This window comes from Amycolatopsis sp. NPDC089917 (assembly GCF_040684635.1).
Lineage (GTDB): Bacteria > Actinomycetota > Actinomycetes > Mycobacteriales > Pseudonocardiaceae > Amycolatopsis.
Genome location: NZ_JBFBGL010000071.1, coordinates 1 through 15,961 on the forward strand (window position 1 = coordinate 1; position 15,961 = coordinate 15,961).

Sequence of the window (15,961 nt, forward strand, 5' to 3'; positions counted from 1 at the left end):
GGTGTGCTCTTCCGATGTGCCGCGCTGGCACAATATGTCATGAAAGGGTCGTTCAGGACGTTTTTCGTCCTGAACGACCCTTTCATGACCTACGTTCACGCATGAGCAGCAGGGCGTAGGCCGCCAGCGTCTGCGCGTCCGTGATGTCACCCGAGGCGATCATCTTCTCGAACTCGCCGCGCTCGAACCACGTCGTCCGCATGTCCTGCTCTTCGAGCTCGCGCTGGACGTCACCCTGCGTGAGATCGGTGGCCAGGAACACGCGTCCGCGCTGGCTCGACATGCCGGCGGCGACGTCGGTCACGCCGAGGTCGGTCATCGAGCCCGCGATCAGCCCGGTCTCCTCGCGCAGCTCGCGGGCGGCGAGTTCGGGCGGCGGGACGTCGGCCAGATCGGGAGCGGTGCCCATCGGGAACTCCCAGCGCCGCAGACCGAGCGGATAGCGGAACTGCTCGACCAGGTGAAACCGGGCGCCGTCGAAAGGGATGACGACCGCGCAGGTCGGTTTGTCGACGACCGCGTAGATCCCTTCGGAACCGTCGAGCCGCCGGACGGCGTCTTCGCGCACGGTCATCCAGTTGTTCCGGTACACCTCGCGGGAGCTGACACGCTGAACGGGGTCCATGCGCACAGTATCGCCGCGCTTGTCCTACCCTCGCGGGGTGCGCCTAGTGATCGCTCGCTGCCAGGTCGACTACGCCGGCCGTCTGACCGCCCATCTGCCGATGGCCACGCGGCTGTTGCTCGTGAAGGCCGACGGCTCGGTGTCCGTGCACTCGGACGACCGCGCCTACAAGCCGCTGAACTGGATGAGCCCGCCGTGCTGGCTGATCGAGGACGGCAAGCTGTGGATCGTCGAGAACAAGCAAGGGGAGAAGCTCGTCATCACGATCGACGAGATCTTCCACGACCACGCCCAGGAACTCGGCGCGGAGCCCGGCTTGCAGAAGGACGGCGTCGAGGCGCACCTGCAGGAACTGCTCGCCGAGCACATCAAGACCCTCGGTGACGGCTACACCCTGGTGCGGCGGGAGTTCCCGACCGCGATCGGACCGGTCGACATCATGGCCCGCGACGCCGACGGGGCCAGCGTCGCCGTCGAGATCAAGCGACGCGGTGAGATCGACGGCGTCGAGCAGCTGACCCGGTACCTCGAACTGCTCAACCGCGACCCGCTGCTGGCGCCGGTGCAGGGCGTCTTCGCGGCGCAGATCATCAAGCCGCAGGCGCGGGTGCTGGCCGAGGACCGGGGCATCCGGTGCCTGACGCTGGACTACGACGCGCTGCGCGGCATCGAGTCGGACGAGTTCCGCCTCTTCTGAGCGAATCTTGTCGCAAGTGGTCGCGTCGGCCCCTTCGCCGGTGAACAGCCGATATCCAATCGAGTCCTCGGTTTTGTATCTGCATTCTTTCTCGCACCACAGAATGCCCCGAAGTGCGGCGGGAAATTAACGAACTCGACTCGTCCTGCAAAAGAACCAGCTGTTTCCGGGTCATTCGGGTGAACGCCGGATTGGCCGGTCTCGCGTTGTGTCACACTCGATTTCCGCGAGGGGTATCGCCGACATACGGCGGTCGCGGGTCCAGGGGTGATGTGCCATGGCTGGTTCTTCGAAGCGCGTGGATCTGGTGCTGGAAGGCGGCGGCGTCAAAGGTATCGGATTGCTGGGAGCCGTGCTGGAGTTGCACGACGCCGGTTATTCGTTCCCCCGGATCGCCGGGACGAGCGCGGGCGCGATCGTCGCGACGCTGGTCGCCGCTTATCAGAAAGCCGGGAAGGACCTCGGCGGCCTGGAAGCGGTGATGAACGACATGGACTGCCGCCGGTTCCGGGATCGGTCCCTGTTCGACCGGATCACCGGCCCGGTCGGCGACGGCGTCGACCTGCTCCTGCACGACGGAATACACACCGGCGACTATCTCGCCGAATGGCTCGCGCCGTTGCTGGACGAGGTCGGCGTGCACACTTTCGCCGATCTCGCCATCGACGATCCCGAAGGTACTTTGGCTCCATACCAACGGTATTCCCTCGTCGTCCACGTCAGCGACCTCACCCGCCGCGTCCTGGTCCGGCTTCCTTGGGATTATTCCCAGTACGGACGCGATCCCGGAGAAGAGAAGATCGTCGACGCGGTCCGCGCGTCGATGTCCATCCCGTTCTATTTCCGGCCGGTGCAGTTCGACGTCCGCCCCGAGGGCACGGTCACCTGGGTCGACGGCGGACTGCTGTCGAACTTCCCCATCACCGTCTTCGACCGGACCGACAAGAAGGAGCCGCGCTGGCCCACCTGGGGAGTGAAGCTTTCCGGCGAACCGGCGGGCGGCAGGGACAAACCGGTGAAGAGCGCGTTGCGGATCGCCATCGGTTCGCTCGAAACCCTGCTTTCGGACTGGAATCGTTACCGGTTGCACGAGGAGGGTGTGAACCGGCGGACGGTGTACGTCGACACGAGCGGGGTTTCCGCCGTCGACTTCGGGCTCGGCGAAGAGGAGAGGAAGCGCCTCTTCGAAAACGGGCGGGAGGCCGCGCGGAGGTTCCTGGAAAAGATTGTGCCGCAGTGAACTCGCCGGCGGTATTCCGGTGGGACGAGGGATAGGAGGATCCCATGGGTTATCGCCCGATCGGCAGTGACCCCGCGGACGGCCGCCTCGGCCGGTTCGTCCCGGACGACTGGCGCCACGTCGAGCGCTATCCGCTGACCGCGCTGGCCACCCAGGACCGGCCGACCCGGTCGCCGGTGGTCATCGGTGTCAACTGGTACAAGGAATTCGACGTACCGGAGAAGGACGAGAAGTCCGGCGAGTTCTTCGTCGCGAAGGGCGGCGCGAAAACGCTCACCCGGATCCGCGGCGGCCATTGTGTCTGCCTCGAACCCGGTGAATCGACCGACGGCGACAAGCAATACGCCTTCTACGACCAGGGCAGCGAAGGCGCTTGCGTCGGCTTCGGCTGGTCGCGCTGCATGACGTTGTTCAACGGCGACCTCTACGCCGCGCGGTGGCTGTGGGACCAGTCGAAGCTGCGCGACGAATGGGACGAGACCAATCCCGGTGACAACAACGGCACGTCCGTCCGCGCGGCGGCCGAGGTGCTGCTGGAGCTGGGACACGTTCCGTGGTCCGAGAGCTACGCCGACGACGATCACGTCAAGAGGGCCGCGTACACGCCCGACGTGAAGAACGGCATCCAGGCCTATCGCTGGGCGAAGACGGTCGACGAGGTGCACGAGGTCCTCGGCAACCCGCGCGCCGACGAGCTCGGCGCCGTGCCGTTCCTCAACTCCTGGGGCCCGGGCTACCCGCATCGCACGTTCCTGCCGGACGACGTCCTCGCCCGGTTGATCAAGGAGGACGGCGAAGTAGGCCTGCCCACGGACCGGTAACCCCCCGCCGGTCACGGGAAAGGGTCGTTCCGGAGACGGAGCGACCCTTTTCCGGTGTGCCTTCCGGCCCCGGCCGTGGCGAACGGGCTCGCGATAACCGGACAGGAATTGTCAGAAAACTGCCCGAACGGACACTTCCGGGCTCACGTCACCCACCCGCACTGCCGTTCCTGAATCCATGCAGTATGGTCCGCGATTGACGCGATACCGGCGTTTCTCGTGGACATTTTCACTATGGAGGTGGGTCGGTTGCACGTACTGGCCGATGCGAACCTGCGACTCGACGCAAGTCCAATCGACTACGTCCTGCTCGCCTTCTATTTCGCGCTGGTGCTCGGCATCGGGTACATGGCGCGGAAGTCGGTCTCGAGCAGCCTCGACTTCTTCCTCTCCGGCCGCTCGCTGCCCGCCTGGGTCACCGGTCTCGCGTTCATCTCGGCGAACCTCGGCGCGGTCGAGATCATGGGCATGTCGGCCAACGGCGTGCTCTACGGCCTGCCGACCGTCCACTACTTCTGGATCGGCGCGATCCCGGCGATGCTGTTCCTCGGCATCGTGATGATGCCGTTCTACTACGGCTCGAAGGTCCGCAGTGTCCCGGAGTTCATGCTCCGCCGGTTCGGCAAACCCGCCCACCTGGTCAACGGCATCAGCTTCGCGAGCGCGCAGATCCTCATCGCCGGCGCGAACCTGTTCCTGCTCGCCAGCGTGGTGAACCTGCTGCTGGGCTGGCCGCTGTGGGTGTCGATCCTCGTCGCGGCCGTGGTCGTGCTCTCCTACACCGCGCTCGGCGGCCTGTCCGCCGCGATCTACAACGAGGTCCTGCAGTTCTTCGTGATCGTCGCGGCGCTGCTGCCGCTGACCATCGTCGGCCTGGTCAAGGTCGGCGGCTGGCAGGGCCTGGTCGACAAGCTCAGCGCGGACCCCGGCGGCGAGGCGCAGCTGTCCTCCTGGCCGGGTGACAACCTCACCGGGTTCGGCAACAGCTTCCTCTCGATCCTCGGCCTCGTCTTCGGTCTCGGTTTCGTGCTCTCGTTCGGTTACTGGACGACGAACTTCGTCGAGGTCCAGCGCGCGATGGCGTCGAAGAGCATGTCGGCCGCGCGGAGGACGCCGATCATCGGTGCCTTCCCGAAGATGCTGATCCCGTTCATCGTGATCATCCCCGGCATGATTGCCGCGGTCACCGTGTCCGAGTACGTCCAGGACAAGCAGGTCCTGCTCGACGGCGGCGACGCGCCCAGCGGCGTCACCGCGAACAACGCGATCCTGCTGTTGATGCGCGACCTGCTGCCCAACGGCATGCTCGGCGTCGCGATCGCCGGTCTCCTCGCCTCGTTCATGGCGGGCATGGCCGCGAACCTCAGCTCGTTCAACACCGTGTTCACCTACGACATCTGGCAGTCGTACGTGAAGAAGAACGAGTCGGACGGCTACTACCTCCGTCTCGGCCGCGTGGTCACCGCGGCGGGCACCGTGCTGGCGATCGGTACCGCGTTCATCGCGTCGAACTCCGGGAACATCCTGACCTACCTGCAGGACCTGTTCTCCTTCTTCAACGCGCCGCTGTTCGCCACCTTCATCCTCGGCATGTTCTGGAAGCGGATGACGCCGACGGCGGGCTGGGTCGGCCTCGTCGCCGGTACCGCGTCCGCGATCACCGTGTGGCTGCTGTCGCAGGCCGGGGTGCTCGGGCTCACCGGACAGGGCATCAGCTTCGTGGCCGCCGGTACGGCGTTCGTCGTCGACATCGCGGTCAGCGTCGGGGTCTCGCTGGCCACCGCGCCGAAGCCGGAGTCGCAACTGGTCGGGCTCGTCTACTCCCTCACCCCGAAGGAGTCGCTGAAGCACGACGAGACCGGCGACGACGCGGGCTGGTACCGCAAGCCGGGCCTGCTCGCGGGCATCGTGCTGATCCTGACCATCGTGCTCAACATCATCTTCTAGGAGGCCGGAGATGGCTGCGTCCCAAGCTCCCAAGAAGGCCGGCGTCTTCGACATCCGGCTGATCATCGCGCTGCTCATCGGCGGCTACGGGCTGGTGCTCACGATCATGGGCATCGGCTTCACCACCGAGGAGGAGCTCGCCAAGGCCGCCGGCGTCAGGATCAACCTGTGGGCGGGCATCGGCATGCTGGTGTTCGCGGCGCTCTTCGTGCTGTGGGCGAAGCTGCGGCCCATCGTCGTGCCGCCGTCGGCAGAGGGCGGGGACGGCGAATAGCCGGGTTGTCCGGACAGCGTCGGGGCGGTCCGGCTACCGTGCACTTCGTGCTGCTCAACGCTCGACGTCGCCGGATCGCGTCCGCGCTGGCCCTGGTCGCCGCGCTCGGCGCGGTGTCGGCCTGCGGTCAGAACCTCGGCAAGTCCAACTTCGCCCGCACCACCGTCGCCGCCGAAGCCGGTTCCGGTGGTGAGGTGCCGAGCGGGGACATCAACGACCCGGCGGTCACGCCCGCGGTGATGCGCACGATCGACCCGTGCCCGCTGGTGGGCAAAGAAGCGCTGAGCGACCTCGGCGCCCCGGAGGACCCGCGGCCGTCGCTCACCTCGTTCGGCTCCTGCCGCGCGAAGGTCACCGACGCCGGTGGCAAGCAGCTCTCGGTCAGTGTCGACATCGGCGCCTCGACCTACCTGAACGACAACGGCGGCGCGGTCATTTCGGTGGTCGAGGGGCTGCCGCAGGTCGAGCGGAAGGGCAAGGACGGCAAGACCTGCGACGTCGGTGTCATGACACTGCGCAAGCCCGAGCGCGGGATGAACTTCTCGGTCACCTACGACGGCGGCGACCCGTGCGCGACCGGCCGCGCGGTGGCGGCGAAAGCCGTGAAGAGCCTGCACGCGTCCCCGGCGAAGTACCCCTCCGCGGCGGGCACGCTGACCGCGGTCGACCCGTGCGCCATCGCGGACACGGCCGTCCTCACCGAGGTCGTGCCGCACGGCGCGACCTCGCTGACCACCTTCCACTCCTGCGACTGGTCCCCGGGTTCCAGTCCGCGGATCTCGATCGGCTTCCGCTACGGCCTGCCGCCGCAGGAACGCGACGGGACCAAGAAGGTCGACCTCGGGGGCACCACCGTCTACCAGAAGGCGGGCGTCGGCAGTTCCGCCGAGTGCAAGATGGAGTGGCAGCAGCGGCCGTGGGTGGACGACACGGTCGAGATCGCCAGCGTGATCTACCAGAACTACGACGAGAAGAAGGACGAAGCGGCGTCCTGTGAGAAGGCGGGGAAGATCGCCAAATCGGTGATCTCCAAGCTGCCGAAGCCCTGACGCTGGCGGCATCCGGCCGGGAGAGGTAGGAAGGGGACACCCCACCCGCCGACGGCCGGAGGCCACCTTGAAGAAGATCATCAACGACCCGAAAACGGTGGTCGCGGAATCCTTGCGCGGGCTCGCCGCGGCGCACGCGGACGTCCTGCGCGTGGAGGACGACCCGGCGATCGTGGTGCGTGCGGACGCGCCCGTCGCGGGCAAGGTCGCGGTGATCTCCGGTGGCGGCTCCGGGCACGAACCGCTGCACGGCGGCTTCGTCGGCCGGGGCATGCTGGCGGCCGCCGTCCCGGGAGCGGTGTTCACCTCCCCGACGCCGGACGCCGTCGAAGCGGCGGTCAAGGCCACCACGGGTGAGGCGGGCGCGCTGCTGATCGTCAAGAACTACACCGGCGACGTGCTCAACTTCGAGACCGCCGGAGAACTCGCCGCCGCCGAGGGACTCGACGTCCGCAGCGTGGTCATCGACGACGACGTCGCGGTCAAGGACTCGACGTACACCGCCGGTCGCCGCGGAGTCGGCGGCACGGTGCTGCTGGAGAAGATCACCGGCGCCGCCGCCGAACGGGGTGACGCGCTCGACGCGGTGGAGGCCTTGGCGCGCAAGGTGATCGGCCAGGTCCGCTCGATCGGTGTCGCGCTCACCGCGCCGACCGTGCCGCACGCGGGCGAGCCGAGTTTCGACCTCGCCGACGACGAGATCGAGTTCGGCATCGGCATCCACGGCGAACCCGGCATCGAACGGACGGCCGTGGTGACGGCCGACGAACTCGTCGCCCGCATGGTCGACGCGATCGTCACGGACCTGCCGTTCGGCGAGGGCGACAAGGTCCTGCTGTTCACGAACTCGATGGGCGGCACCCCTCTGGTCGAGCTGTATCTCGCCCACGGGATCGCCGAGCGGCTGCTGGCCGAGCGTGGGATCGTGGTCGAACGGCGCCTGGTGGGGCCGTACATCACCAGCCTCGAGATGCAGGGGATGAGCCTGACTTTGCTGAAACTGGACGACGAGCTGACCGAGTTGTGGGACGCGCCGGTGAACACCCCGGCACTGAGGTGGGGAGTCTGATGGCCTGCACCGCCGACACGCTCGCCGCCGCCTTGCGGGCGGCGGCCGCGGTGATCGCCGAGCATCGCGCCGAGCTGGTCGACCTCGACCGCGCGATCGGCGACGCCGACCACGGCGAGAACCTGGACCGCGGGTTCACCGCCATCGTGTCCGCATTGGACACCGCGACCCCCGAAACCCCCGCCGCGGTCGCGAAACTCGCCGCCACGACGTTGATCTCGAAGGTCGGCGGCGCGGCGGGCCCGCTGTACGGCACGGCCTTCCTGCGGGCGTCGGTCAAACTGGGCGACGCGGCCGAAGTGGACGGTCCGCTGCTCGTCGAGGCCCTGCGCGCCGCCCTCGAAGGAGTGCAGGCGCGCGGCAAGGCCGTCGGGGGAGACGCGACCATGGTCGACGCGCTCATCCCCGCCGTCTCAGCCGCCGAAGGGGCCGCCGGATCGGACATCGCGGCGATCCTGGCCGCCGCCGCGGACGCCGCGGACAAGGGCGCCGAGTCCACTGTGGATCTCGTACCGCGCAAGGGTAGGGCGTCGTACCTCGGCGAGCGCGCGAAGGGGCATATGGACCCAGGCGCCCGTTCGACGGCGCTGCTGCTGCGCGCGTTCGCGGAGGCCGCCCGGTGAGCGTCGGAATCGTGCTCGTCTCCCACAGCGCCAAAATCGCCGAAGGACTCGCGGAACTCGCCGCCCAGATGGCGCCGGACGTCACCATCGTGGCGGCGGGCGGCCTGGCCGAGGGCGGGATCGGAACGGATTACGACGAGGTCGTCGCCGCGACGCAGCGCGCCGACTCGGGTGCGGGCGTCGTCCTGCTGTACGACCTCGGCAGCGCGCAGATGACCGCGGAACTGGCCGTCGAATCGCTCGCCGACCCGTCGGCCGCCGTCGTCGTGGACGCGCCGCTCGTCGAGGGCGCGATCGCCGCCGCCGTCGCGGCTCAGGGCGGGGCGGACCGCCAGGCCGTCTCCGAAGCCGCCGCGTCGGCGGGTGCTCCGCCGGATCTGACGTTGGACGACGGCGTGCAGGACGGCGAGAGCAGTGTCGAACTCACACTGCGGAACGACGTCGGACTGCACGCGCGGCCCGCCGCCGTCCTGGTCCGGAGCATCGCCGGGCTGGACGCGGAGGTCACCGTGCGGCTCGGCGAGGAGACCGCGGACGCGAACAGCGTGCTGGCGCTGATGGCGCTCGGCGCCCGCCAGGGTGACCGGATCGAGGTCCGGGCCAAGGGCGCGCAGGCCGAAGAAGCACTCACGAAGGTCAAGGACCTCGTCGACCAGAACTTCGGGGAGTGAGCCGAAGGGGACTTTCCCCTCGTCTTACGTGGTGAAGGGCGCCTTCCTCGCATGGCATGCGGGGAAGGCGCCCTTCGGCCCTCTTACTTGAGTGACACTTACGGCCGGGGTGGCACCGTTCTCGCCTGGGTGTCGCGAAAGCCACTTTGGAGACGTTGAAGGTCCCGAAAGTGGCTTTCACGACACCGGTTCCCGCCGGGCAGCGTAGGCAGCGCCCAGGTGTCGCGAAAGCCACTTTCGGGACACCTGACGTCCCGAAAGTGGCTTTCGCGACATCCCGCGAGCCGTCTCGTCCTCGCCGAGGCGAAAGCCCTCACCGACTTCAGGACGTCGGCCTGTTCCGACGGGACGCGAGTGACACTTACTCGATTCGGAGGGTGACAGCGGCTGCTTTCCGCGCCCCGGCGTGGCACGATCGGAGAAACTACCAGCGAGTAACCTCCGGAGGCCGGTTGTGGCGCGGGAAATCTCGAGTGTGGGAGTCATCGGTCTCGGCACCATGGGCGCCGGGATCGCCGAGGTGCTCGCGAGGAGTGGTGTGTCCGTCGTCGCGGTCGAGATCGACGACGACGGCGTGCACCGGGGCCGGGGACATCTGGAGCATTCGACCGAACGGGCGGTGTCCGGCGGCAAGCTCGACGCCGCCGGCCGCGACGCGCTGCTGGGCCGGATCCGCTACACCACGTCACTGGGCGAACTGTCCGATGTGGACCTGGTGATCGAGGCGATCCCGGAGAACCTCGAAGCGAAATCCGACGTTTTCGCCGAGCTGGACAAGATCACCGGACCGGACACGATCTTCGTGTCCAACACCTCTTCGCTGTCGATCACCGAGATCGGCGTGCACACGGCGCGGCCGGGCAAGGTCGTCGGGATGCACTTCTTCAACCCGGCGCCGATCCTCAAGCTGGTCGAGATCGTCCGCACCGTGGTCACCGAACCCGACGTCATCACCGACGTCGTCGCGTTCGCCGAACGGCTCGGCAAGACGCCGGTGGTGATCGGCGACCGGGCCGGGTTCATCGCGAACGCCCTGCTCTTCGGGTACCTCAACCACGCCGTGCGGATGTACGAGCAGCGTTACGCCACGCGTGAGGACCTCGACGCGGCGATGCGGTTCGGCTGCGGATATCCCATGGGGCCCTTGGCTTTGCTCGACCTCATCGGGCTGGACACGGCTTACGAGATCCTCGACACGATGTACCACCAGTCGCGCAACCGGCTGCACGCGCCGGCGCCGCTGCTGAAGCAGATGATCACCGCCGGGCTGCTCGGCCGGAAGACGGGACAGGGCTTCTACGCCTACGACGCACCCGATTCGCCGACGGTCACCGACGCGGTCACGAAGTCCACTGTGGACACCGTGACGCCGCGTGAGGTGCGCAAGGTCGGTGTCGTCGGGACCGGGACGATGGCGACCGGCATCGTCGAGGTGTTCGCGAAACGCGGCTACGAGGTCATCCTGCGGGCGCGGAGCGCGGAGAAGGCCGCGGCGTCGGTCGCGCGGGTGAAGAAGTCTCTGGACAAGGCCGTCGTCAAGGGCAGGCTGTCCGAAGAGGACGCCGCCGCCGCGCTCGGTCGGATCTCGCCCGCGGTGGAGTTCGACGAACTGGCCGACGTCGACCTCGTCGTCGAAGCGGTGGCCGAGGACCTGGCCGTCAAGCAGGCCGTCTTCGCCGCGCTCGACGACGTCGTGAAGCCGGGCGCGGTCCTGGCGACGACCACGTCCTCGCTGCCGGTCATCGAATGCGCGGCCGCCACCTCGCGGCCTTCGGACGTGGTCGGCGTGCACTTCTTCAACCCGGCGCCGGTGATGAAACTCGTCGAGGTCGTCTCGACCATCGCCACCACGCCCGACGTGATCGCGACCGTCGACGCCGTCTGCGCGGCGGTGGGCAAGCATCCCGTGCACTGCGGCGACCGGGCCGGGTTCATCGTGAACGCGCTGCTGTTCCCGTACCTGAACGACGCGGTGAAGATGCTCGAAGCGCACTACGCGGAGGCCGACGACATCGACACCGCGATGAAGGTGGGCTGCGGGCTGCCGATGGGACCGTTCGAGCTGCTCGACGTCGTCGGGCTGGACGTTTCGCTGGCGATCCAGCGGACGCTGTACAACGAGTTCCGCGAAGAGGGCTTCGCGCCCGCGCCCCTGCTGGAGCACCTGGTGACCGCCGGGCGGCTGGGCCGGAAGACGGGGAAGGGCTTCAAGGACTACTCGGCCCGGTAGGTCTCTCTGGCGCGCGGACGCCGTCCCGGATGTCATGAAAGGGTCGTTCAAGACGTTTTTCGTCCTGAACGACCCTTTCATGACACTTGTCCCGGCGGCACGGAACCAGGGCTCGGTACCTTGGAGGACATGCCAGTTTCTTCGGGGGTAAGGAAGCGGATCGCGGAGTTCCTCGATCCGGACGACGAGATCCACTACGTGTTCCCGGCCGACGTCTTCGGCAGCACCAATCCCGGCGTGTTCTTCGCGGTCACCCGCAAGACGATCACGATCCTGACCACCGGGTACCTGAGCCGGAAGACGCCGAAGAGCGTCGTCTCGACGAGCCTGCGCCACCAGCGGATCGGACCGGTCGACACGGCGACGGTCCCGTGGTTCAAGTTCAATGGCATCGACTACGAGATCGACGACGAGTACGTCCCGGTCGTCCACGCCGCCGACGCGGAGATCATGCGGGAAGCGGCAAAACCTGAAGATCCGCTGCCGGACCTCTAAGCTCGCCTGGGTGCGTCAGCTGACATACGACGGGGTGCCCATCCCCGGCCTGAACGACCTGGTCCGGACGGCCATCCGGCTGCATCCCGCGCCCGGACGCCCCCGCCCGGACGAGAGCCATTTCGGCGGCCCGCTGCTTTGGCCGGCGGACGAGCCGTGGCCGGAATGCCCGGTGACCTGGCCGCCGGACCCGGACGCGTCCGACGACGCGTGGCTGGGCGGGCATCCGCTCGACGAGCCGGTCCCGGCGATGGTCGGCGCGGCGCAGTTCTTCCGCGACGACTTCCCGGAGCTGCCGTTCCCGGAGGGCACCGACGTCCTGCAGATCCTGTTCTGCCCGCTGGAGCACGACAGCCCGTACCACCGGGGGCCCGCGGTCCGGCTGGTCTGGCGCGACTCCGGCGAGGTGGGGGACATCGCGGTCCCGCCGCCCGCGCCCGAGGGTGCCGAAGCCGCCTACCTGCCGGAACCCTGCGTCTTCGAGCCGTGCTCGATCGACGAGCTGCCCCGGCTCTGCGACTTCCCGCCGGAGACCCGTGCCGCGCTCGGCATCCCCGAGGGCGCCAGCGCCGACCCGGAGGGCTGGCCGGAGCTGGACCACTATTCGAAGATCGGCGGCTGGACGGCCTGGTACGGGACAGATCGCGTCGATCTGGGCTGCCGGGAGTGCGGCGCCGAGCTGCGGCAGACCATCGCGCTGGCCACGGAGGAACACGAGGTCGGCTGCGGCTGCGAGGTCACCGAGGACGACCCGGCCGGCTGGACGTTCGCCCGGCAGGGGGTGCTGAACATCTTCACCTGCCCCACCGACGTCACGCATCCGGTCAAGGTCCGCATCGACTGATCAGGCGGGCGGGAGCAAAGGTCCCCCGCTCCAGTGCTGGAAGACCAGGTTCGTGTGCACCCGGGCGACCTCGTCGCGCGCGGTCAGCTCGTCGAGCACCAGCCGTTGCAGCTCGGTCGCGGACGCGGTGGCGACATGCGCGAGGAAGTCGTCCGGGCCGGTCAGGTGGTAGACGGCGCGGACCTCGGGCAGGGCGAGCAGATGCTCGACGAACGAATCGACCAGCGCCCGCCGGTGCGGACGGACCTGGACGAACAGGAGGGCTTCGAGCGGGCGGCCGAGTTTGGCGGCGTCCACCTCCGCGCGCTGCCCGGTGATCACCCCGAGCTCGCGCAGCCGGTTGACGCGGTCGAGGCAGGTCGAGGGCGCGACGCCGACCTCGGCCGCCAGATCCTTGTTCGAGATCCGTGCGTCGTTCTGGAGGAGCCGCAGAATCCGCAGGTCGACCGTGCTCAGTTCGACAGAATCCGACATGGGCGAATGATATCCGAGGATATTGCGGGCGATCCGGAGAAAATCGCACCATCTGGGGTATGACCGCAACGCTGCGCACCCGAGCTGTCCACGCCGGCCGTGACGATCTCACGGACCTCGGCGTCCACGCCGCTCCGCTCGACCTGTCCACGACCTACCCGTCGCGGGACAGCGTCGAGGAGGCGGGCCGCATCGACGAATTCGCCGCCACCGGCTCGCTGTCCGGGCTCCCGGTCTACGGGCGGTTGAGCAACCCGACCGTCGAGCGGTTCGAGAAGGCGCTGGCCGAACTCGAAGGGTTCGACGACGCCGTCGCGTTCGCCACCGGCATGGCCGCGGTGTCGGCCTCGCTGCTCGCCACCGTCGCGCAGGGCAAGCGGCACGTCGTCGCCGTCCGCCCGGTTTACGGCTGCACCGACCACATGCTCACGTCCGGTCTGCTCGGCACCGAGGTGACCTGGGCCGATCCGGAAGGCGTCACCGCCGCGCTGCGCCCCGACACCGGACTGGTGCTGCTCGAAACGCCCGCGAACCCGACGCTGCGCGAGGTCGACATCGCCGAGATCGTGCGCGCCGCGGGCGAGGTCCCGGTGCTGGTCGACAACACCTTCGCCACTCCGGTGCTCCAGCGGCCCGGACGTCACGGGGCCCGGTTCGTGCTGCACAGCGCGACCAAGTTCCTCGGCGGCCACGGCGACGTCATGGGCGGCGTGGTCGCTTGCGACGCCGAAGACGCCGGGATGCTGCGGCAGATCCGCTTCGCCACCGGCGGCGTGCTGCACCCGCTGGCCGGGTACATGCTGCTTCGCGGCCTTTCGACGCTTCCGCTGCGGGTCAACGCCGCGTCCGCGACGGCCGCCGAACTCGTCGAGCGGCTTCGCGGGCACGCGAACGTGAGCGCCGTGCACTATCCGGGCGTCGGAGGTCCGCTGATCGCGTTCGAGGTCGACGGCGATCCGCACGCGCTCATCGGCGCGGTCCGGTTGATCACCCCGGCCGTCAGCCTCGGCAGCGTGGACTCGCTCATCCAGCATCCCGCGTCGATCAGCCACCGGATCGTCGCCGAGCACGACCGTCGCGGCGCGGGCGTCACCGACCGGCTCATCCGCATGTCGGTGGGGCTGGAGGACGTCGAGGATCTGTGGCACGACCTGGATCAGGCGCTCAAGGCCTGCTGAGATCACTGCGATCGTGATCACCGGGATGTCGACAAATCGTCCCGCCTGGTTAACCTGGTCGGGTGAAAGATCTGGTCTCGTCCTGGGTGGAATCTTCGGCTCGTAGCACGCTTTCCCGGCTGCACCAGCAGATCGGTGTGGCCGGGCTGGCCGCCGCGGCGGCTCTTCCCGGGCTTTCGGCCGTCTTCGATCAGCACTCGGCGGCGGTGCGGGACATCCTCGCGGCCGGTGTCGAAGGTTCGGCGGCGGTCGCCGGGGTCGTGCTGCTCGCCGGCTACACGCGCGGCCTGCTCGACGAGGCCAAGGCCAAGGGCTGGACGTTCCGCGCCCCGGCCGATCTGACCGCCTGGAACACCAGCGACTGGCTGACCGCGCGCCTGGTCGGCGTGTGTTCGCTGGCCGCCGCGATGGACGACCAGCGGACGAAGCCGACCGGGAACGGGTAGGGCGGCCGGACGCCCCACCCGCTCCCGTGGAAGGTCAGCGGTACTCCGGCGGAGGGGGCATTGACCCACCGGGGGGCCGCTGGCCGGGATCCTGGTGCTGCGGCACCTGACCCTGGCTTGGCGGGAACTGCTGGTGCTGCGTCGGCTGCTGACCCATCGCGTGCGGGTCGGCGGCGTGGTGCCCGGCGGACACCGGCTGGGCGGTCGTCCGCTCCGTCGGCACATCACCCGAACGGCTGGCGTCCTCGCGACCACGCTGGTACGCCTCGGCCTGCGCCTTCGCGGCGGGGATCTCGGCCTCGGCCCGGCCGAGCCAGGTTTCCCAGCGCTGCTGCATCGGCTTGATCAGGCCACCGCCGACACCGACGACGGCGATTCCGCCGATCGTGGCGAGCACGGTGATCAGCACCGGCAGCGTGACCGCGGTGGCCACCCCGATCTGGTTCAGCGCGGCGATCGCGCCGAGGCCCCAGATGAACACCGAGGCGATGGTGGCGAGCACTTTGCCGTAGGAGACGCCGCCGAGAGCGTTGCCCACCAGGTCCTTGACCGCCTTGGCGATCGCGCCGGCGATCACCACGATGACGATCGCGACGATGGCGCGCGGCAGCCAGGCGACGATGTCGTTGAGCAGCGAGCTCACCGGGTTCGGCCCGAAGACGCCGAACGCGAATTGCAGGGCGATCAGCAGGATCGCGTAGTAGACGATCTTGCTGATGATGCTCGACGCGTCGAACTGACTCCGCGCGAGCATCTGCTTGAAGCCCCCGCGTTCGAGGAGCCGGTTGAACCCGACCTTCTCCAGCACCATGCTCACGGCCTTGGAGATCGCCTTGGCGATCAGCCAGCCGATGAACAGGATGACCAGGAACGCGAGCAGTTTCGGGACGAAGGTGGCGACCGAACTCCAGGCGCTGGACACGCCTTGACCGAAATCGACGGCCGCCAGTGCTGATGTGGCCACTGGACGTTCTCCCTTCCCACCACTGGAGCTTCCAGACTGGTGGCAAGGGGGTACCCGCCAAATGGCCTATCACACGTTGCGCCACCCGAACGGGTGGGTCAGCTGCAGCAGCCGCCTCCGCAGCAGCCACCGCCGCCACCCGCGGGAACGGGCGCCGGACCGGACGCCGACCCGGTCAGCGCGACGGTCGTCAGCAGCTTGACGGTGTCCTGGTGGCCCTCGGGGCACGGCGCGGGCGCACCGGACTCGCTCATCGGCCGCAGCAGTTCGAAGGTCCCGGCGCATTCGCGGCAGCGGTAGGCGTAAGTCGGCAT

Annotated in this window: 18 protein-coding genes; 14 read left to right on the forward strand and 4 right to left on the reverse strand. The window is 68.5% G+C overall.

Annotated features, from left to right (window positions below):
* Nucleotides 1-82: 82 nt before the first annotated feature.
* On the reverse strand, nucleotides 83-625 hold the full coding sequence (locus AB0N89_RS34595) for an NUDIX hydrolase (protein ID WP_364213744.1): 543 nt from the start codon (nucleotides 623-625) through the stop codon (nucleotides 83-85).
* Nucleotides 626-662: 37 nt separating this feature from the next.
* Here AB0N89_RS34595 and nucS point away from each other — a divergent pair, with 37 nt between their 5' ends.
* From nucS to AB0N89_RS34655, 12 genes are all read left to right on the forward strand, one after another.
* Entirely contained in the window at nucleotides 663-1,322 is a 660-nt protein-coding gene (gene nucS / locus AB0N89_RS34600; RefSeq protein WP_034308895.1) for an endonuclease NucS, read from the forward strand.
* A gap of 277 nt (nucleotides 1,323-1,599) precedes the next feature.
* Entirely contained in the window at nucleotides 1,600-2,562 is a 963-nt protein-coding gene (locus AB0N89_RS34605; RefSeq protein WP_364213748.1) for a patatin-like phospholipase family protein, read from the forward strand.
* A gap of 44 nt (nucleotides 2,563-2,606) precedes the next feature.
* A complete protein-coding gene (locus AB0N89_RS34610) occupies nucleotides 2,607-3,383 on the forward strand; it encodes a hypothetical protein (RefSeq protein WP_364213751.1) in 777 nt (258 codons plus the stop codon).
* A gap of 249 nt (nucleotides 3,384-3,632) precedes the next feature.
* Nucleotides 3,633-5,330 carry a sodium:solute symporter family protein gene (locus tag AB0N89_RS34615; RefSeq protein ID WP_364213854.1) on the forward strand — a complete coding sequence of 566 codons (1,698 nt, stop codon included), beginning with the start codon at nucleotides 3,633-3,635 and terminating at the stop codon, nucleotides 5,328-5,330.
* A 10-nt stretch (nucleotides 5,331-5,340) separates the two neighbouring features.
* Nucleotides 5,341-5,604 carry a hypothetical protein gene (locus AB0N89_RS34620; RefSeq protein WP_364213754.1) on the forward strand — a complete coding sequence of 88 codons (264 nt, stop codon included), beginning with the start codon at nucleotides 5,341-5,343 and terminating at the stop codon, nucleotides 5,602-5,604.
* Between the two features lie 47 nt (nucleotides 5,605-5,651).
* Complete coding sequence (locus tag AB0N89_RS34625; RefSeq protein ID WP_364213757.1) at nucleotides 5,652-6,653, forward strand: DUF3558 domain-containing protein; 1,002 nt, start codon at nucleotides 5,652-5,654, stop codon at nucleotides 6,651-6,653.
* A 67-nt stretch (nucleotides 6,654-6,720) separates the two neighbouring features.
* Nucleotides 6,721-7,722, forward strand: coding sequence for a dihydroxyacetone kinase subunit DhaK (gene dhaK / locus AB0N89_RS34630; RefSeq protein ID WP_364213760.1), 1,002 nt, complete (start codon nucleotides 6,721-6,723; stop codon nucleotides 7,720-7,722).
* On the forward strand, nucleotides 7,722-8,345 hold the full coding sequence (gene dhaL / locus AB0N89_RS34635) for a dihydroxyacetone kinase subunit DhaL (RefSeq protein ID WP_364213763.1): 624 nt from the start codon (nucleotides 7,722-7,724) through the stop codon (nucleotides 8,343-8,345). The genes dhaK and dhaL overlap by 1 nt, the downstream gene beginning before the upstream one ends.
* Nucleotides 8,342-9,016, forward strand: coding sequence for a dihydroxyacetone kinase phosphoryl donor subunit DhaM (dhaM, locus tag AB0N89_RS34640; RefSeq protein WP_364213766.1), 675 nt, complete (start codon nucleotides 8,342-8,344; stop codon nucleotides 9,014-9,016). The genes dhaL and dhaM overlap by 4 nt, the downstream gene beginning before the upstream one ends.
* Nucleotides 9,017-9,470: 454 nt before the next feature.
* On the forward strand, nucleotides 9,471-11,246 hold the full coding sequence (locus tag AB0N89_RS34645) for a 3-hydroxybutyryl-CoA dehydrogenase (protein WP_364213769.1): 1,776 nt from the start codon (nucleotides 9,471-9,473) through the stop codon (nucleotides 11,244-11,246).
* 129 nt (nucleotides 11,247-11,375) lie between these two features.
* A complete protein-coding gene (locus AB0N89_RS34650; RefSeq protein WP_364213772.1) occupies nucleotides 11,376-11,741 on the forward strand; it encodes a hypothetical protein in 366 nt (121 codons plus the stop codon).
* A 10-nt stretch (nucleotides 11,742-11,751) separates the two neighbouring features.
* Complete coding sequence (locus AB0N89_RS34655) at nucleotides 11,752-12,585, forward strand: hypothetical protein (protein WP_364213775.1); 834 nt, start codon at nucleotides 11,752-11,754, stop codon at nucleotides 12,583-12,585.
* On the opposite strand, the gene AB0N89_RS34660 is transcribed toward AB0N89_RS34655, so the two are convergent.
* Nucleotides 12,586-13,059, reverse strand: coding sequence for an Lrp/AsnC family transcriptional regulator (locus AB0N89_RS34660; protein ID WP_125673773.1), 474 nt, complete (start codon nucleotides 13,057-13,059; stop codon nucleotides 12,586-12,588). It abuts the gene before it with no gap.
* 59 nt (nucleotides 13,060-13,118) lie between these two features.
* Between AB0N89_RS34660 and AB0N89_RS34665 the strand changes: the two genes are divergently transcribed.
* Together AB0N89_RS34665 and AB0N89_RS34670 are read left to right on the forward strand one after the other, a co-directional pair.
* The gene (locus AB0N89_RS34665) at nucleotides 13,119-14,237 is read left to right on the forward strand and encodes a PLP-dependent aspartate aminotransferase family protein (RefSeq protein ID WP_364213778.1); all 1,119 of its coding nucleotides are present in this window, start codon (nucleotides 13,119-13,121) and stop codon (nucleotides 14,235-14,237) included.
* A 62-nt stretch (nucleotides 14,238-14,299) separates the two neighbouring features.
* Nucleotides 14,300-14,683 carry a DUF6401 family natural product biosynthesis protein gene (locus tag AB0N89_RS34670; protein ID WP_364213781.1) on the forward strand — a complete coding sequence of 128 codons (384 nt, stop codon included), beginning with the start codon at nucleotides 14,300-14,302 and terminating at the stop codon, nucleotides 14,681-14,683.
* 34 nt (nucleotides 14,684-14,717) lie between these two features.
* On the opposite strand, the gene AB0N89_RS34675 is transcribed toward AB0N89_RS34670, so the two are convergent.
* Both AB0N89_RS34675 and AB0N89_RS34680 read right to left on the reverse strand, forming a co-directional pair.
* The gene (locus AB0N89_RS34675) at nucleotides 14,718-15,647 is read right to left on the reverse strand and encodes a hypothetical protein (RefSeq protein ID WP_364213784.1); all 930 of its coding nucleotides are present in this window, start codon (nucleotides 15,645-15,647) and stop codon (nucleotides 14,718-14,720) included.
* Nucleotides 15,648-15,745: 98 nt separating this feature from the next.
* Nucleotides 15,746-15,961, reverse strand: a complete 216-nt coding sequence (locus AB0N89_RS34680) for an FmdB family zinc ribbon protein (protein ID WP_191255089.1) — start codon at nucleotides 15,959-15,961, stop codon at nucleotides 15,746-15,748.

Excerpts from the sequence above, each read along its gene's own strand:
- AB0N89_RS34595 (WP_364213744.1), bottom strand. The coding sequence starts at position 625 with ATGGACCCCGTTCAGCGTGTCAGCTCCCGCGAGGTGTACCGGAACAAC.
- AB0N89_RS34605 (WP_364213748.1), top strand. The coding sequence starts at position 1,600 with ATGGCTGGTTCTTCGAAGCGCGTGGATCTGGTGCTGGAAGGCGGCGGC.
- AB0N89_RS34610 (WP_364213751.1), top strand. The coding sequence starts at position 2,607 with ATGGGTTATCGCCCGATCGGCAGTGACCCCGCGGACGGCCGCCTCGGC.
- AB0N89_RS34620 (WP_364213754.1), top strand. The coding sequence starts at position 5,341 with ATGGCTGCGTCCCAAGCTCCCAAGAAGGCCGGCGTCTTCGACATCCGG.
- dhaL (WP_364213763.1), top strand. The coding sequence starts at position 7,722 with ATGGCCTGCACCGCCGACACGCTCGCCGCCGCCTTGCGGGCGGCGGCC.
- AB0N89_RS34650 (WP_364213772.1), top strand. The coding sequence starts at position 11,376 with ATGCCAGTTTCTTCGGGGGTAAGGAAGCGGATCGCGGAGTTCCTCGAT.
- AB0N89_RS34660 (WP_125673773.1), bottom strand. The coding sequence starts at position 13,059 with ATGTCGGATTCTGTCGAACTGAGCACGGTCGACCTGCGGATTCTGCGG.
- AB0N89_RS34665 (WP_364213778.1), top strand. The coding sequence starts at position 13,119 with ATGACCGCAACGCTGCGCACCCGAGCTGTCCACGCCGGCCGTGACGAT.
- AB0N89_RS34680 (WP_191255089.1), bottom strand. The coding sequence starts at position 15,961 with ATGCCGACTTACGCCTACCGCTGCCGCGAATGCGCCGGGACCTTCGAA.